This is a genomic window from Pseudomonas sp. AC239, assembly GCF_979258545.1.
The window spans coordinates 4,783,808-4,799,338 of the sequence record NZ_OZ409864.1; the positions used below are offsets into that span (position 1 = coordinate 4,783,808).

General features: G+C 60.4%; 16 protein-coding genes and 1 tRNA gene. 12 read left to right on the forward strand and 5 right to left on the reverse strand.

What is annotated here, in order from left to right; genetic code table 11:
- Positions 1 to 73 precede the first annotated feature (73 nt).
- The 5 genes from pstC (at position 74) to ACZ0AZ_RS21910 (ending at position 4,220) form a co-directional block, all read left to right on the forward strand.
- A complete protein-coding gene (gene pstC / locus ACZ0AZ_RS21890) occupies positions 74 to 1,039 on the forward strand; it encodes a phosphate ABC transporter permease subunit PstC (protein ID WP_024012838.1) in 966 nt (321 codons plus the stop codon).
- Positions 1,039 to 1,950, forward strand: coding sequence for a phosphate ABC transporter permease PstA (gene pstA / locus ACZ0AZ_RS21895; RefSeq protein ID WP_016774590.1), 912 nt, complete (start codon positions 1,039 to 1,041; stop codon positions 1,948 to 1,950). Before pstC ends, pstA begins: the two co-directional genes overlap by 1 nt.
- Positions 1,951 to 2,025: 75 nt before the next feature.
- Positions 2,026 to 2,787, forward strand: a complete 762-nt coding sequence (pstB, locus tag ACZ0AZ_RS21900; RefSeq protein WP_016774591.1) for a phosphate ABC transporter ATP-binding protein PstB — start codon at positions 2,026 to 2,028, stop codon at positions 2,785 to 2,787.
- A 93-nt stretch (positions 2,788 to 2,880) separates the two neighbouring features.
- On the forward strand, positions 2,881 to 3,582 hold the full coding sequence (locus ACZ0AZ_RS21905) for a hypothetical protein (protein ID WP_463538121.1): 702 nt from the start codon (positions 2,881 to 2,883) through the stop codon (positions 3,580 to 3,582).
- Positions 3,579 to 4,220, forward strand: a complete 642-nt coding sequence (locus ACZ0AZ_RS21910) for a hypothetical protein (RefSeq protein WP_039760363.1) — start codon at positions 3,579 to 3,581, stop codon at positions 4,218 to 4,220. Before ACZ0AZ_RS21905 ends, ACZ0AZ_RS21910 begins: the two co-directional genes overlap by 4 nt.
- A 151-nt stretch (positions 4,221 to 4,371) precedes the next feature.
- Here the strand turns inward: ACZ0AZ_RS21910 and ACZ0AZ_RS21915 are convergent.
- Positions 4,372 to 4,459, reverse strand: a tRNA-Ser gene (locus tag ACZ0AZ_RS21915).
- A gap of 123 nt (positions 4,460 to 4,582) precedes the next feature.
- Between ACZ0AZ_RS21915 and ACZ0AZ_RS21920 the strand changes: the two genes are divergently transcribed.
- Complete coding sequence (locus tag ACZ0AZ_RS21920) at positions 4,583 to 5,254, forward strand: Bax inhibitor-1/YccA family protein (RefSeq protein ID WP_008006561.1); 672 nt, start codon at positions 4,583 to 4,585, stop codon at positions 5,252 to 5,254.
- 65 nt (positions 5,255 to 5,319) lie between these two features.
- On the opposite strand, the gene ACZ0AZ_RS21925 is transcribed toward ACZ0AZ_RS21920, so the two are convergent.
- Positions 5,320 to 5,649 (reverse strand): YceK/YidQ family lipoprotein, encoded by a 330-nt coding sequence (locus tag ACZ0AZ_RS21925; protein WP_463570682.1) that lies wholly within the window; start codon positions 5,647 to 5,649, stop codon positions 5,320 to 5,322.
- Between the two features lie 57 nt (positions 5,650 to 5,706).
- Complete coding sequence (locus tag ACZ0AZ_RS21930; protein ID WP_056785725.1) at positions 5,707 to 6,144, reverse strand: Lrp/AsnC family transcriptional regulator; 438 nt, start codon at positions 6,142 to 6,144, stop codon at positions 5,707 to 5,709.
- 148 nt (positions 6,145 to 6,292) lie between these two features.
- On the opposite strand from ACZ0AZ_RS21930, the gene ACZ0AZ_RS21935 reads away from it, so the two are divergent.
- Positions 6,293 to 7,186, forward strand: a complete 894-nt coding sequence (locus ACZ0AZ_RS21935) for a DMT family transporter (protein ID WP_463538122.1) — start codon at positions 6,293 to 6,295, stop codon at positions 7,184 to 7,186.
- A 3-nt stretch (positions 7,187 to 7,189) separates the two neighbouring features.
- Here ACZ0AZ_RS21935 and ACZ0AZ_RS21940 read toward each other — a convergent pair whose 3' ends face one another.
- Together ACZ0AZ_RS21940 and ACZ0AZ_RS21945 are read right to left on the reverse strand one after the other, a co-directional pair.
- On the reverse strand, positions 7,190 to 8,230 hold the full coding sequence (locus ACZ0AZ_RS21940) for an FUSC family protein (RefSeq protein ID WP_129998648.1): 1,041 nt from the start codon (positions 8,228 to 8,230) through the stop codon (positions 7,190 to 7,192).
- Positions 8,231 to 8,276: 46 nt separating this feature from the next.
- Positions 8,277 to 9,902 (reverse strand): NADP-dependent glyceraldehyde-3-phosphate dehydrogenase, encoded by a 1,626-nt coding sequence (locus tag ACZ0AZ_RS21945; RefSeq protein ID WP_463538123.1) that lies wholly within the window; start codon positions 9,900 to 9,902, stop codon positions 8,277 to 8,279.
- A gap of 375 nt (positions 9,903 to 10,277) precedes the next feature.
- Here ACZ0AZ_RS21945 and ACZ0AZ_RS21950 point away from each other — a divergent pair, with 375 nt between their 5' ends.
- Genes ACZ0AZ_RS21950 through ACZ0AZ_RS21970 form a run of 5 tightly spaced genes read left to right on the forward strand, consistent with a single transcriptional unit; the run spans position 10,278 to position 15,499 of the window.
- Entirely contained in the window at positions 10,278 to 10,889 is a 612-nt protein-coding gene (locus ACZ0AZ_RS21950; protein WP_463538124.1) for a transposase, read from the forward strand.
- Positions 10,890 to 10,943: 54 nt separating this feature from the next.
- The gene (locus ACZ0AZ_RS21955) at positions 10,944 to 12,542 is read left to right on the forward strand and encodes a ShlB/FhaC/HecB family hemolysin secretion/activation protein (protein WP_463538125.1); all 1,599 of its coding nucleotides are present in this window, start codon (positions 10,944 to 10,946) and stop codon (positions 12,540 to 12,542) included.
- Positions 12,543 to 12,554: 12 nt separating this feature from the next.
- Positions 12,555 to 14,354 (forward strand): DUF2341 domain-containing protein, encoded by a 1,800-nt coding sequence (locus ACZ0AZ_RS21960; protein WP_463538126.1) that lies wholly within the window; start codon positions 12,555 to 12,557, stop codon positions 14,352 to 14,354.
- 11 nt (positions 14,355 to 14,365) lie between these two features.
- Positions 14,366 to 14,791 (forward strand): ExbD/TolR family protein, encoded by a 426-nt coding sequence (locus ACZ0AZ_RS21965; RefSeq protein ID WP_003201710.1) that lies wholly within the window; start codon positions 14,366 to 14,368, stop codon positions 14,789 to 14,791.
- A 3-nt stretch (positions 14,792 to 14,794) separates the two neighbouring features.
- Positions 14,795 to 15,499, forward strand: coding sequence for an energy transducer TonB (locus ACZ0AZ_RS21970; RefSeq protein WP_129998652.1), 705 nt, complete (start codon positions 14,795 to 14,797; stop codon positions 15,497 to 15,499).
- Positions 15,500 to 15,531 lie beyond the last annotated feature (32 nt).

Consider the following 15,531-nt stretch of genomic DNA (forward strand, 5'->3'; position numbering starts at 1 on the left):
GCCGTGAGGTCTCTCTCGGCGTGTGCGTCTGCGCCACGCCGGGAGAGTTTTCCCCCTGTTCCGGACTTAGCCCATGAACAAACCTTTTGTCGTACCGGTTAATCCCGACTCTGCCTGCCAGCCACCCTCGACGAAGGATTTTCTGGTTGATCGCACCTTCCGCGCGCTCGCACGCATCGGTGTGGTACTGATTCTGGCGCTGGTATTTGCACTGGTGTTCGAAGTCGGACGCAAGGCACTTCCCGGTATGGAAAAGCACGGCTTCGATGTGCTTCTGGGCAGCGTGTGGGACGTCAACCAAGGCAAATACGGCATCCTGCCAGCCATCTGGGGCACGCTTTACAGCGCCTTCATCGCGTTGCTGATCGCCGGTGTTTTTGGCGTGAGCATGGCGATTTTCCTGACCCAGGATTTCCTGCCAACCAAGCTCGCTGCGCTGTTTCGCACCATCGTCGAACTGCTCGCGGCCATTCCCAGCGTGGTCTATGGCCTGTGGGGGATCTATGTGGTGATTCCGGCGATTCGGCCGCTGACGACCTGGTTGAACAGCGAGCTGGGCTGGATACCCTTTTTCGGCACGTCCCTGAGCGGTCCGGGCCTGCTGCCCGCAGCGCTGGTGCTCGCGATCATGATTCTTCCGACCATTGCCGCCGTGTCGCAGGACGCGCTTACGGCTGTGCCGATGAAAACCAAACAGGCCGCGTACGGCATGGGCACTACCCATTGGGAAGCGATTCTCAAAGTGATGGTGCCTTCGGCCGCCACCGGCATTTTCGGCTCTCTGGTGCTGGGCCTGGGCCGCGCGCTGGGTGAAACGATGGCGCTGGCCATGCTGGTCGGCAATGCCAACAACATTTCCCTCTCGCTGTTTGCACCGGCCAACACGCTTGCCGCTCTGCTGGCGCTGAACTTCCCCGAAGCCGGACCAAACGAGATCGAGGTGTTGATGTATGCCGCGCTCGTGCTGATGTTGATTACGCTGATCGTGAACATTTTCGGCTCGATGATCATGATGTACGCCCAACGGGGTAACAAGTGATGACTGATCTGACCGCAGCAACAGACCTGACGGCGCCAACCGGTGCGATGCCCAGTTTGCAACGCAGGTTCGAAGGCCGCGCGCTGCGTAGCCTGATCCTGACCACCCTGGTCTGGGCAGGTGCTTTGCTCGCCAGCGTACCGCTGATTTCCGTGCTCTACATGCTGATCACTCGTGGTGGCGCGCGTCTGAACCTGGAAGTCTTCACCGAACTGCCGCCGACCGGCTTCGAGATGGGCGGCGGTTTCGGCAACGCGATGGCGGGTACCTTTGTGATGGTCGGTATCGCGGCAGCAATCGCGGTGCCGGTCGGAATCATGGCGGCCATTTTTCTGGCTGAACTGGGGCCGGATAGCAAGCTGGGCAACGCCGCGCGTTTTGCCGCCAAGATGCTTACGGGCCTGCCATCAATCCTGGCAGGTGTATTTGCCTACGCCTTGGTAGTGATGACCACCGGCACGTATTCGGCACCGGCAGGTGGCGTGGCGCTCGCCGTCCTGATGCTGCCTATCGTGGTGCTGACCGCCGAAGAATCGATGCGGATGGTGCCCAAGATCATGAAAGATGCTGCTTATGGCATGGGCTGCACTCGCTCGCAGGTCATCTGGAAAATCATCTTGCCGACCGGCATGCCGGCGATCCTGACTGGTGTGATGCTCGCCGTGGCGCGTGCCGCAGGCGAGACGGCACCGCTGTTGTTCACCGCGCTGTTCAGCAACTACTGGATCTACCACCAGGGCAATCTCGATGTCATGAACCCGACTGCCTCGCTGGCGGTGCTGATCTACAACTTCTCCGGCATGCCTTTCGATAACCAGCTCGAGCTCGCATGGGCGGCCTCGTTGGTGCTGGTGATGATCGTGCTGTTCGTGAACATCATCAGCCGTATTTTCGGCAAGCCCAAGTATTAAGAACGGGAGCATCTGATTTTGAACGTATCCACTGCGCAAATTGCCGCTCCGTTTGTCACCCAGGCGCCTGTAGTCATGGACTGCAAACTGGACAAGATTTTCTACGGCAACTTCATGGCAGTACGTGACAGCCACGTGCCCATCGAAAAAAACAAGATCACCGGATTCATCGGTCCCTCAGGCTGCGGCAAAAGCACCGTGCTGCGCAGTCTCAACCGAATGAACGATCTGGTGAAGGGATTCCGTTTCGAGGGCCATGTGCATTTCCTCGGGCAGGACGTCTACGGCAAGGGCGTCGATCCGGTGGTCGTACGTCGCTACATCGGCATGGTGTTTCAACAACCCAACCCGTTCTCGATGAGCATCTTCGACAACGTGGCGTTTGGTCTTCGCCTCAACCGCTACAAGGGCGATATCGGCGACCGCGTCAAGCATGCGCTGCAAGGCGCCGCGCTGTGGGACGAAGTCAAGGACAAGCTCAAGGTCAGCGGCCTGTCGCTCTCCGGTGGCCAGCAACAACGCCTGTGTATCGCCCGGGCGATCGCCACTGAGCCGGAAGTCCTGCTGCTGGATGAGCCTTGTTCGGCACTGGACCCGATCGCCACTAGGCGCGTCGAAGAATTGATGGTCGAGTTGAAGAAGGACTACACCATCGCACTGGTGACCCACAACATGCAGCAAGCCATCCGTGTTGCTGACACCACGGCGTTTTTCTCAGTGGATATTTCCCAGGGCACACGCACCGGTTATCTAGTCGAGATGGGCCCGACGGCGCAGATCTTCGACAACCCGCGTGAACAGATGACCGGCGATTACATCAGCGGCAAGTTCAGCTAATTCACAGCACCGGTCACGGCCGCCTATCTGCACAAGCCAAATGGATTTGGCGGGCACCGGTGGACATTTACCAAGCGTTTCCAAGGAGCTCCAATGCCTGCCAAGCATCGTCTTGATTTGCCTGCGATTGAACGTGCACTGCGGGAAGTGCAGAGCCGTTTCGCCGAGCTCAGCCGGCACTTCACCGAGCCCCGAGACCCGTTGACTGATGAAGTGCTGCACAATGTGCTTGAAGGCTATGCGTTGGTTGACGAGTATGTTGCCCGCGGCGTCGACCTGTTCGATCTGCAGCAACTGAACCTGATGCTGGAGATCAATGCCACAGTGCTTTGTGGCCGGGATCCGGCGCGCCGGCTGGAATACGCTCAGCATCTGTCCGCCACCGAGGCGCATTTCTTCAACAACGTCGAGGGCGGCATCAAGGACTTGTACAACTGGTATTGCGCGTATCGCAGTGAGTCAGTCTGGAAGCGTGCAGCGGGTGTCTATGTGCGTATTCTGAGCAAGCCGCAGCTGTTTATCGAAGGCAATAACCGCAGTGGCTCGCTGATTGTCAGCTACTTGCTCATGCGGGCAGGGCTGCCTCCATTCGTGTTGACGCTGGAAAACGCCGAGGGTTATTTCAACCCGTCCTCGGTCATCCGCAACTCCGCCAAGCATGGCGTAAAGGCGTTGTACGAATTGCCCAAGATCAAGAAAAAATATGCAGCATTCTTAGAAGAACAGGCGCCCGATCCAATGAAGTTTTTTCTCAAAGGCAAGCCTTTGCCTGTCTCTCAGGGTGGCCAGCGATGAGCTGGGCTCCAGCATTTGCCAGATTGAAAACCTTCGGCAGCCGGGCAGGGCAGGCTATCCGCTGCGCTTTGCCGCAGTTGTTCGAACGTCAACGCATACGAATTTCGTTCGATATCGATGACACGCTCGCTTGCCAGCTCCACCACTGCGCAGTCGAGAACAGTCGACTACCGGCCTGTATTCATCGCTGGTTGGGTGAGCCGTTGCGGATGGGCACACGATCGCTGATCCGAGAGCTGCGTCGCCAGGATTGCAGTGTCTGGGTCTACACCTCATCCGGACGCACGCCGTCCTATATCAGGCGCTGGTTGGCGCTGTACGGTATCCGCGTCGACGGCGTGGTCAACAGCGTGCTGCACAACCGTGCGCTGACGGCGCATGGGATGTCGAATGCGCCTTCCAAGTATCCGCCAGCGTTCGATATCGACTTGCATGTCGATGATTCGGAGGGCGTGCAGATTGAGGGCAAGGATCATGGCTTCCGGGTGGTCGTGGTGCATCCCGAGGATGATCGCTGGGCGCAGAAAGTGCTGGATTCGGTGGCCAGGGTCCAGGCGCAGCTCGCCTGGCAGCAAATGTTCAGACCTCAGGCGCCGGTGCAACAGCGTGCGGAGGCTGTCTTTGAGTCGCTTGGTTGAGCGAGTACGTATTGGCTATCTGGACAGCAGCGCCTCAGGTGTACGAGGCACTGCTGAGAAATGACTCAATAGATGCGCAAACGCTGCTGTGTAAACATGTCTCGCAGAAACGACAAAGCCCTGAATAATCAGGGCTTTGTCGTATATAAGATGGCGGAGGCGATGGGATTCGAACTCATGGACCTGTTACAGTCGACGGTTTTCAAGACCGTTGCCTTAAACCACTCGGCCACACCTCCGTTTGCGTTGCGGGCGCCATAATACCTGAATGAAACACACTGTCAAACTCTCTGCATGGCTTGTTACAGAGCGTCTGTTATGATCTTTGCGACTGAACGTTTCAAACCAACAGGAGTGTCGCCATGCGCGAACAGGATTACGCAGTTAATAACAGCGTGCAGGCTGAGCAGCTAGAGGTTAGCCGCGTCCTGCGCAACACTTATGGTCTCTTGGCCCTGACGCTCGCATTCAGCGGTGTGATGGCCTTCGTAGCCCAGCAGATGCGTGTCGGCTACCCGAACATTTTCGTGGTGCTGATCGGCTTCTACGGGCTGTTCTTCCTCACCAACAAACTCCGTGATTCCGCGTGGGGCCTGGTTTCCGCCTTCGCGTTGACCGGTTTCATGGGTTTCCTGCTCGGCCCGATCCTCAATCGTTACCTGGGCATGCAGGGCGGCGCTGAAGTGGTCAGCTCGGCATTCGCCATGACCGCGCTGGTGTTCGGTGGTCTGTCGGCCTACGTGCTGATCACCCGCAAGGACATGAGCTTCCTCGGTGGCTTCATCACTGCCGGTTTCTTTGTCCTGCTGGGCGCTACGCTGGCGAGCTTCTTCTTCCAGATCAGCGGCCTGCAACTGGCGATCAGCGCCGGCTTCGTGCTGTTCTCGTCGGTGTGCATTCTGTTCCAGACCAGCGCGATCATCCACGGCGGCGAGCGCAACTACATCATGGCGACCATCAGCCTGTATGTATCGATCTACAACCTGTTCGTCAGCCTGCTGCAACTGTTCGGCATCATGAGCCGCGACGACTGATCAAAGCAGCTGCAATAAAAAACCCGCTTCGGCGGGTTTTTTATCGTCTGCAGAAAAGTGGCTGCTCAGTTGATGACGATGCTGCCATCCACTTGCTGACGGTAGATTGTGTAGGGCAGGAGCAAGGTGTCGAGCGCGCCGGACACTACGGCGTCCACCAGCACCCCAGGGATCGCCGCGTTGCGGTGATCGTCGGGATCGATGCCTGAGGCCAGCGGTGCGTTCAGCGTGCAGAAATCATAGGCGAGGCCGCTGTAGATTCTTGGTACCGCGCCGCAATAGCTTTTTTGCTCCTTGAGGCCGTTCACGGCAGCCTGATCACTACGCGCCACCGTCTGAATCGTGCCACAACCGCCGATCAGCAGGGCCGCCAGCAGCATTGCCTGAATTTTCATACCGCCATTCCTTAGCCGCAAAAACCACAATCTACGCCGATCAATGACAAAAGACATCTACGCCATCGGTGGTAGCCGCCGTTTCACCGGGGTCTTCTTGACGATCGCGGTGTTGGTTTCAGCCAACGTATTCAGTCGGTCGAGCAGGGTATCGAGTTGTTCCATCGAGCGCACGTGCAGGCGGGCGATAAAGCAGTCGTCACCGGTGACCTTGTCGCACTCGGTGAACTCCGGAATCGACATGATCTGCCGCTCAACCTCCTGCAGTTGCCCTGGCAGCGGCCGTACGCGAACGATCGCCTGCAACTGATAGCCGAAGCACTTCGGATCGATCTCCACCGTGTAACCCTTGAGCACGCCACGTTCCTCCAGGCGCCGCAACCGCTCGGCCACGCTGGGCGATGACAAGCCACTGATCTGCGCCAGCGCTTTGAGCGAGCGCCGCGAGTCTTCCATCAGCGCGCTGATGAGGATCTGATCGATATCGTCAGTCACAGGCAAACTCCGAATTAGGCAAAGTGCGCAAATCACCCTCAATAAAAAAGGCGAAAACCAAGTTTAGCCTGCTTTATGCGCTGGAGCAGCCCGAGGCGCGCTTGGCATACTTTTGCCACGCTTCGCTCACAGCCTCAGGAGAACAATAATGGACAACCCAATTCGCCGCGGCTCGCTGGAAATGACCGCCGCCATGCTGATATCCGGGACGATCGGCTGGTTTGTGCTGGTGTCCGGGCAACCGGTGCTGGACGTTGTGTTCTGGCGCTGCGTGTTCGGCGCCGGCACGTTGCTGTTGATCTGCGCCGGGTTTGGCTTCCTGCGCCCAGGGATTCTCACCCGCACTACGTTTCTTCTCGCCGTGCTCAGTGGTGGGGCGATTGTCGGCAATTGGGTGCTGCTGTTCGCGTCCTATTCCCGCGCCTCGATTGCCATCGGCACCGCAGTCTATAACGTGCAGCCATTCATGCTGGTCGGTCTGGCGGCACTGTTTCTCGGCGAGAAAATTACCCTGCAGAAGCTGTTCTGGCTGGCGATTTCGTTCATGGGCATGCTGGCGATCGTCAGCGCCCATGGCACGCAAAGCGAGGAGGGTAACGATTACTTGATGGGGATTGCCCTGGCGTTGGGCGCGGCGTTTCTGTATGCGATCGCGGCACTGATCATCAAGCGCCTGACCGGCACGCCGCCACATCTGATCGCGCTGATTCAAGTCTGCACAGGTGTGTTGTTGCTCGCGCCGTTCGCGCATTTCGATGCGTTGCCGCAAGGCGTCGAAGCCTGGGCCAGTCTGCTGACTCTCGGGATTGTGCACACCGGTCTGATGTACGTTTTGCTGTACGGTGCGATTCAGAAATTGCCGACGGCATTGACCGGCGCGCTGTCCTTTATCTATCCGATTGCGGCGATCTTCGTTGACTGGTTCGCCTTCGGCCATCGCCTCGAATTGCTGCAATGGATAGGCGTCGCAGCGATCCTGCTGGCCGCCGCCGGCATGCAACAAGGTTGGGGCTGGAAAACCCGGCGGCTGGCGGCGCAGTAACGCTCAGATGTTCCAGCGCGGCGCAGTGGTTGCCAGACGCTGGCGCATCTCGCTGATATTGGCCGCCAGTTGTCGGGTCAGCATCCGGTAGCCGTCAAGCGTATTGGCGACCGGCGCATCAAGGTCCGCTGCTGGCAGCTCCATCGGCCGATCCAGCCGCTGCGAAGCGCCGGTTTTCAACGCGCGGGCCATGCCGATCAGCTGCACACGAATCTGCCGGTGCTCAGCCTTCAGCGCCGTTTGCAGATGTGCCGAGGCCTGTGGATCGCTGAGGTTGGGGCGGATATTGCCGAGAATTTCCAGCGTGCTGATGCACATGCGCAGGTTGCGCTGAATCGCGTCGAGTTCGGTCATGGAGATTTTCACTTCCTTGGACACCGAGGGCATCAGCGAGCGCAACTGCACCATCACCGCACCCACCTTGCTCATCAGCCGTACGTGTTCGTCGGCGCTGACTGCTTCACCGTTGATGATGCGCCCGTACACCGTGGCGCAATCGCGCAAGGCGTCGGCGAGGTTGTAGCGCCACGAGTACACCGCGTACAGCGGCAAAGCAAAGGAGAAAGCCAGGGCGAGGGCGATGCCGATCAGGATGTCGACGCCGCGCCATAGACCATCGGTGATCGGATTGTCGCCATGCCCAGCGACGATGAACACAGTGATCGCCGAGAGCAGGGCGGTGTAGCCGCCCTTGCCGATCGCGTGATACGAGAAAAACCCACACACCACGGCCATGGAAAAATAGGTCAGCCACGGCAGGCCCAGCCAGGCGTGTTGTGCCACCAACGCCAATCCGACCCCCGCGCCGATCAGGGTGCCGATGGCGCGCTCGGCGGCTTTTTTGCCGATGTTGCCGTGGTGCTGCAACCCACCGATCACCACCAGCATCGTCACCGACGCCCACTCACCGTGGGGCAGGTTGATGCCAGTGGTCAGCAGAATCGTCGCCAGCAACCCCAATGCCACCCGCACGGAATGGATCAGGCGGGCGTGACGATAGCGCCGGTACGGGTCCAGTAACGGACGCAGGATACGGCGCAACAGCGGTGGCCATCGGTGGGTGCTGAACGTACTCAGTGCAAGGTCCTCGTCAGAAAATGTAATCAGTGGTCAGGAAACTCGAATCACGTCCGCGAATGATTTCGCTGATCAGATCCTTGTTGCTTTTCTGGAACTTGGTCGCGACCAGCGTGCGGATCGAAAACACCCGCAATGCATCGTGTACCGACAGCGTACCTTCGGCGGAGTTCTTGCGACCGTTGAACGGATACGTGTCCGGGCCGCGCTGGCACTGGGCGTTGAGGTTGATCCGCCCGACCTGATTGGCAAAGGTGTCGACCAGGCGACCGACCGCCACGGGGTTGGTGCCGAAGATGCTCAACTGCTGGCCGAAGTCGGATTCCAGTACGTAATCGATCACGGTGTCGAGGTGGCGGTACGGCACGATGGGCACGACCGGGCCGAACTGTTCTTCCTGATAAACGCGCATCTGCGGGTTCACCGGATACAGCACTGCGGGGTAGAAGAACGAGGCGTGGGATTCACCACCATTCGGGTTGACCACTTGCGCGCCTTTGCTTTGCGCGTCAGCGACCAGGCCGTGCAGATAATCGACCTTGCCCGACTCCGGCAGCGGCGTCAGCGCCACGCCGCTGTCCCACGGCATGCCCGGTTTGAGTGTGGCCAGTTTGGCGTTGAATTTTTCGATGAAACTGTCGACCACGTCTTCATGCACGAAGAGAATTTTCAGCGCGGTGCAACGCTGGCCGTTGAACGACAGAGAGCCCGTGACCGCTTCGCTGACGGCATTGTCGAGATCGACTTCGGGTAGAACGATGCCGGGGTTCTTTGCATCCAGACCGAGAGCGGCGCGCAAACGGTGTGGTTTCGGGTGCAGTTTCTTCAGGTCGCTGGCGGCCTTGTTGGTGCCGATGAAGGCGAAGATGTCGATCTTGCCGCTGGCCATCAGTGCACTGACAGTCTCTCGGCCACTGCCGTAGATGACATTGATCACACCGCTGGGGAAGCTGTCGCGGAAGGCTTCAAGTAACGGACGGATCAGCAGCACGCCGAGCTTGGCCGGTTTGAACACCACGGTGTTGCCCATGATCAGCGCCGGAATCAGCGTGGTGAAGGTTTCGTTCAGCGGATAGTTGTAAGGCCCCATGCACAACGCGACGCCGAGCGGTACGCGGCGGATCTGGCCGAGGGTGTCCTGTTCAAGTTCGAAACGGCTGGAGCGGCGGTCGAGTTCTTTCAGGGCATTGATGGTGTCGACGATGTAATCGCAGGTGCGATCGAACTCTTTTTCCGAGTCCTTGAGGTTTTTGCCGATCTCCCACATCAGCAGCTTGACCACGGCTTCGCGCTGCTCGCGCATACGGCCGAGAAACGCTTCGACATGCTGGATGCGCTCGGCCACGCGCATGGTCGGCCACAGGCCCTGCCCGCGGTCGTAAGCGCGAACGGCAGCGTCGAGGGCGGTGAGGGCGGTGTCGGCATCCAGCAGCGGCGTGCTGCCGAGGATCACCTGATCTTCACCGTTTTCGCCTTTCAGATAAACCGGGCTGCGCACGGTGGCGAGTGGGCCGTCCCAGCGGCGCAATTGGCCATCGACCAGATATTCACGCTGCTCGACCTGAGCGTCGAGGCGGTATTTTTCCGGGATGTCGCTGACAGAAGGGAACAGGTTGCCAAGGATATTTGCTGTGGTCATGTCACTACCCTGTGTTGAGTCGGCGTGCCGATTGAAAGTCTTGTGAAGGTTATACGCCTGAACGGGCCGGGATTTAACCCTGTGAATGTCATGCGAATGTCACGCACCCGTGCAACCGCAGTCCACCCTGTGGGAGCGAGCCTGCTCGCGAAGGCGGCGGCACATCCAACATCCTCATTGCCTGACGCAGCGCTTTCGCGAGCAGGCTCGCTCCCACGGTCGATCGTGTAAATCAGTCAGTCTGTCTTCGGTAATGAAGCTTTTGTGACAAAAGTTCGGTAGCCCTTTGCCAGTCCGGTCATGCCTGTGTAACGCGCTTGAGGGGCCTTTCGGGGCGCACTTTGCAAGCCGAGGCGGGACGCCGGGAGCGAGGCAATGGGGACTATGGAACGCTATTCGAAAGTGGGCATGCAGGAGCTCGATCAACGCTTGTCGAAGATCGTCGAAGCCGCGCGCAAGAAGCCGGTTTCGGTGTATCGCTACGGCGCGCCGTGGGTCTGGATCGTCTCGCAGGATGACTGGCAGGGCGCTTTGAAAGAAGTGTCCAGCTACATTCCGCCGGGCCATTCGCTGGTGCTGCTGCGCCCGCAGATCGACGATCTGCTCGACGCCCACCAGGACCTTCTGCACGACCTCAATACCGCGCCCGGCATGCTCATTCCCGCGCAAACGGTCATGCACATCCTGCTCCTGCAATTGCTCTATTCGGTGCCCAGCGAACAGCAACTCTATGAACAGCTGAACTACAACCTGCTGTTCCGCTGGTTCGTTGGCCTCGGCCTGAACCAGAAAGTCTGGAGTTTCACCGCCCTCAGTCGCGACATTGCCACGCTGCTCAACGAGCCGCGCGCGGTGCTGCTGATTCAGAAAATCATCGGCGAAGTGTTCTGCGGCGCCTTGCTGCAAATGCCCGAGTTCTCGCTGAACTTCGCGCTGTTGCACACCTGGCTGGGCAAGCACGCCTGCGCCACAACGATCAGCAATTGACGCAACACACCGGGCGCTAACGCCCACAGGTCATCGCGAATTTCAGGGGGTAGTGTGGAACGGATTTTCACGTCACGGCTGGCGCTATGCGGCTGGCTGCTGGTGACGGCGGGCGCGCAGCCGGCGCTGGCCGAGGAGGGCACAGCAGCGCCCGCCGCGCAGCGACTGGTCGACGTCAACGAATACTTCGTGCGCGGCAACACCGTGCTCGATGCCCGGGCGATCGAAGAAGCGGTGTACCCGTTTCTCGGCCCACAGAAAGCCTTGAGCGACATCGAAGGCGCGCGCGATGCGTTGCAGAAGGCCTATCAGGAACGCGGCTATCAATCGGTGTTTGTCGAGCTGCCCGAGCAGGCCGTGGCCGACGGAATCGTCTATCTGCAAGTCAGTGAAGCCAAGGTCGGCCGGGTGCGCGTGGTCGGCGCCAAACACTATTCGCCGCTGGATATCCGCGACAACGTACCGGCGCTGAAGGAAGGCGAGGTGCCGGACTTCGCCAAGGTCCAGGGCGAACTGGCGCAGCTCAACAAAACGCCCGGCCGGCAAGTGATGCCACTGGTGCGGGAAGGCCAGCGTCCCGGCACCATGGACGTCGATTTGCAAGTCGAGGACCAGAATCCATGGACGGCCAGTGTCGGCCTGAATAACGACTACAGCGCCGACACCGAAAAGCTGCGCAGCGTCACCAGCCTCGGTTACAACAACCTCTGGCAGCTCGGTCACAGCGTCAACCTGACGTTCTTCACCGCGCCGCAGGAAACCGACAACGCCAAGGTCTGGTCCGGGTCCTACACCGCGCCGCTGAGCGAGCGCTGGAGCGTGCAGTTCTCCGGTTATCAGTCCGACAGCAATGTCGCCACCATCGGCGGCAGCAACGTGCTCGGCAAGGGTCATTCTTACGGCGTCGCGGCGATTTACACGCTGCCCTCGAGCGGCAACTGGTCGAACTCGCTGTCGGCCGGCATCGACTTCAAGGACTTCGACGAGCGCCTGAGCCTGTCCGGCGAAAGCGACAAGGTACCGCTCAAATACGCGCCGTTCACCTTCGCCTACAACGGCTATCGCTACAGCGAAAAGAGCCAGCTCGGCCTCGGCCTGAGCCTGGTTGCCGCCACCCGCAGCGTATTCGGCTACGGCAGCGACGACGAAGACTTCGACTACAAACGCTACCGCGCCAAACCGAGTTTCGCCGTGCTCAAGGGCGACACCAACTACACCTGGACCTTCGACAGCGACTGGCAGAGCGCAAGCAAAGCCGCATTCCAACTCGCCTCGGGGCCGCTGGTTTCCAACGAACAATTCTCCGCCGGTGGCGCCACCTCGGTGCGCGGCTATCTGGCCGCCGAACGCACAGCCGATGACGGCTACCTGCTCAGCCAGGAATTGCGCACACCGTCGCTGGCGAAATTTGCCGGCACGTGGATGCAGGACTGGCGCTTCTATGCCTTCGCCGAAGGCGCGCAGTTGTACCTGCGCGATGAACTACCGGATCAGGACGCCAATTACGCCCTCGCCAGCGTCGGCCTCGGCACCCGCGCCAGCCTCAGTAAATGGCTGTCCGGTAGCCTCGACTGGGGCTACCCGCTACTCGAAGGGCCGAACACCTCCAAGCAGGAATCGCGCCTGCACTTCAACCTTCAAGCCACTTTCTAACGGAGCACGTCCATGCAACGCCTCTTCCTTTCGTTGTTGATCTGCCTGGGCTTTGTGCTCCCGGCCACGGCTCAGGCCTGGTGGCAGGACGACTGGCATTACCGCAAACAGATTGCCGTCGACACCACCCCGCAAGGCGCGGCGATCAATCAGGCCCTTGGCCGCACCGCGCTACTGGTGCGCTTGCACACCGGCAACTTCACCTTCGACGGTGTGAAAGAGGACGGCTCGGATCTGCGCTTCGTCGCCGCCGATGACAAGACCGTGCTCAACCACCAGATCGAAAGTTTCGATGCGCTGATGGGCATGGCGCTGATCTGGGTTGATGTGCCGAATGTAGAGGGCGGTCAGCGTCAGGACATCTGGATGTACTACGGCAACCAGAAAGCCCCGGCCACCGGCAACGGCCAACTCACCTTCGATCCGAATTACACCGCGCTGTATCACTTCGACGGCGCCACCGGCACCCCGGCGAAAGACACCACGGCGTACGGCAACACCGCGCAAAGCGCGACCGGCACAGCGATCGATGGCGTCGTCGGCCGTGCCTTGCAGTTCAGCGGTCAGCCGTTGTTGCTGCCGGCCAGTCCGTCGCTGCAACACAACGCGGGTAGCGCGTTCACTTTCAGCGCCTGGCTGCGTCTGGATCAGGCGAGTGGCGAGCAACTGATTCTCGCTCGACGCGAAGGCACGCAAAGTCTGTTGGTCGGCGTAAGCCAGGGTCTGCCATTCGTGGAAATCGACGGCCAGCGCGCCGCTGCTACCCAGGCATTGACTCCGGCGCAATGGCAACACGTTGCGCTGACCGCTGAGGGTTCGAAAGTCACCCTCTACATTAACGGTCGCGAAAGCGCTGCACTGGCTCAGGCGATGCCGGCGTTCAACTCGGTCATGGCCATCGGTGCCGATCTGCAGCAAGGCGCGTTCCAGCCATTCGCTGGCGCCATCGACGAACTGCGCCTGTCGAAAGTCGCCCGTCCCGCCGCGCTGTTGCTGGCCGATGCCACCTCGCAAGGCGCCGAGTCGAAACTGGTCGCCTATGGCGTCGATGAAGAACAGTCCGGATTCGGTTTCGGCAGCCTCGGTTTCCTGCTCAACGCGGTGCCAATCGACGCCTGGGTGATCATCGCCGTGCTGGTGCTGATGATGTTCCAGTCGTGGATCATCATGCTGCGCAAAAACCGCAGCCTCAGCCGCGTCACCGCTGCCAACGAAGACTTCCGCGTGCAGTTCGCCAAGGTCGGCACGCGCCTGGAGATGTTCGCCGACGACGCGCAACTGGCGCAGCGCCTGCAGCATTCCTCGCTGTGGCGCCTGTATCTGGTGGCGGTCAAAGAGATTCGCACCCGCCGCGAGCAGGGCGCCGATACTTCGTCGGTTTCCGCCGCCACCATCGAAGCCATCCGCTGCTCGATGGACGGCGTGCGCACCCGGGAAAACCAGCAACTGAGTTCGAAACTCTCGACCCTGTCCAACGCCATCGCCGGTGGCCCCTACATCGGTCTGCTCGGCACGGTGCTGGGGATCATGGTGGTGTTCCTCGGCACGGCGATGGCCGGCGACGTCAATATCAACGCCATCGCTCCCGGTATGGCCGCCGCGCTGTTGGCCACAGCCATGGGCCTTTTCGTCGCGATCCCGGCGCTGTTTGGCTACAACCGCCTGATTACCCGCAACAAGGAAGTCAGCGCCGACATGCGCGTGTTCGTCGACGAGTTCATCACCCGTCTGGCGGAAATGCATGGCGAGAGCCAGTTCAGTGAAACGTCGCATCAGCGCGGCCATCACGCCCACCACTCCGTACCGGCCTGAGGAGCATTGACATGGCGTCCGTAAATGCCTCCCACGACGATGACGACGATGCCGCGGTGGACAGCATCAATATCACTCCGCTGGTCGACGTGCTGATGGTGGTGCTGGTGATGTTCATCCTCACCGCCACCGCGCAGGTCTCCGGGATCCAGATCAACCTGCCCAAGGCCAGCGCGTCGGTGTCGCTGTCAGAGGCCAAGACCAAGGCGATCTCGGTGAACGACGGCGGTCAGGTGTTTCTCGATGCCTATCCGGTGACCTTGGCCGAGCTGGAAGAACGCCTGCGCATCGAGAAAGCGCAGAGCCCGGACTTCCCGGTGATCGTGCGTGGCGATGCGACGGTGCAGTACCAGAAAGTCATCGAAGTGCTGGACCTGCTGCGCCGGCTCGAACTGTCCCAGGTCGGTCTCGTCACCGGCAAACCGAGTCAGGGCTGAGTCATGACCGCACAACTCCCGATCGAACCGCCGCCCGTGAAAAAGTCGCCGTTGCGCTATGTGAAGTGGGGCGCCGGGCTGCTGGTCGGCGCGTTCGCCGCGTGGTTCCTCTGGCAGTGGGCCAACGACATGGCCGGCGTGCGTCGCGAAGCGCCGAAGGTGCCGACGATCATCCCGTTGCCGCCACCGCCACCACCGCCGCCGGAGAAACCGCCAGAGCCGGAAACGCCGGTGGAAGAAAAGGTCGTCGAGCCCGAGCCAACGCCGGAGCCGGAGGAGGTCAAGCCTGAAGAAGAGGCGCCGCCATCGCCGGCGGACGATCTGGCCAACCCAATGCAAATGGACGGCGACGCGCAGTCCGGCAGCGACGCTTTCAACATCGGCGCGGGCAAGGGCGGCGGCATGGCCGGCGCGGGTGGTGGGCGGTTGGGTACGGGCACGTACAGCCAGTTTCTCGCGTTCACCTTCCAGCGTTTGCTGCGCGAGAACCCCGAGCTGCGCAACCTCGCGTTTTCACTGCAGGCCGATGTCTGGCTGAGCAGCGTCGGCGAGATCACCCGTGTCGAGCTGATCAAGTCCAGCGGCAAGCCGCAAATCGATACTCAAGTGCTGGGCGCATTACGCGGTGCGCCAGCCCTCAGCGAACGGCCTCCGGCCTCCATCACTTTGCCCGTGCGCCTGTCCCTGCAAGGGCGGCGTCCGGGCTAATTCACTTATTCAAGCTTCGGCAAAAGGAGTTG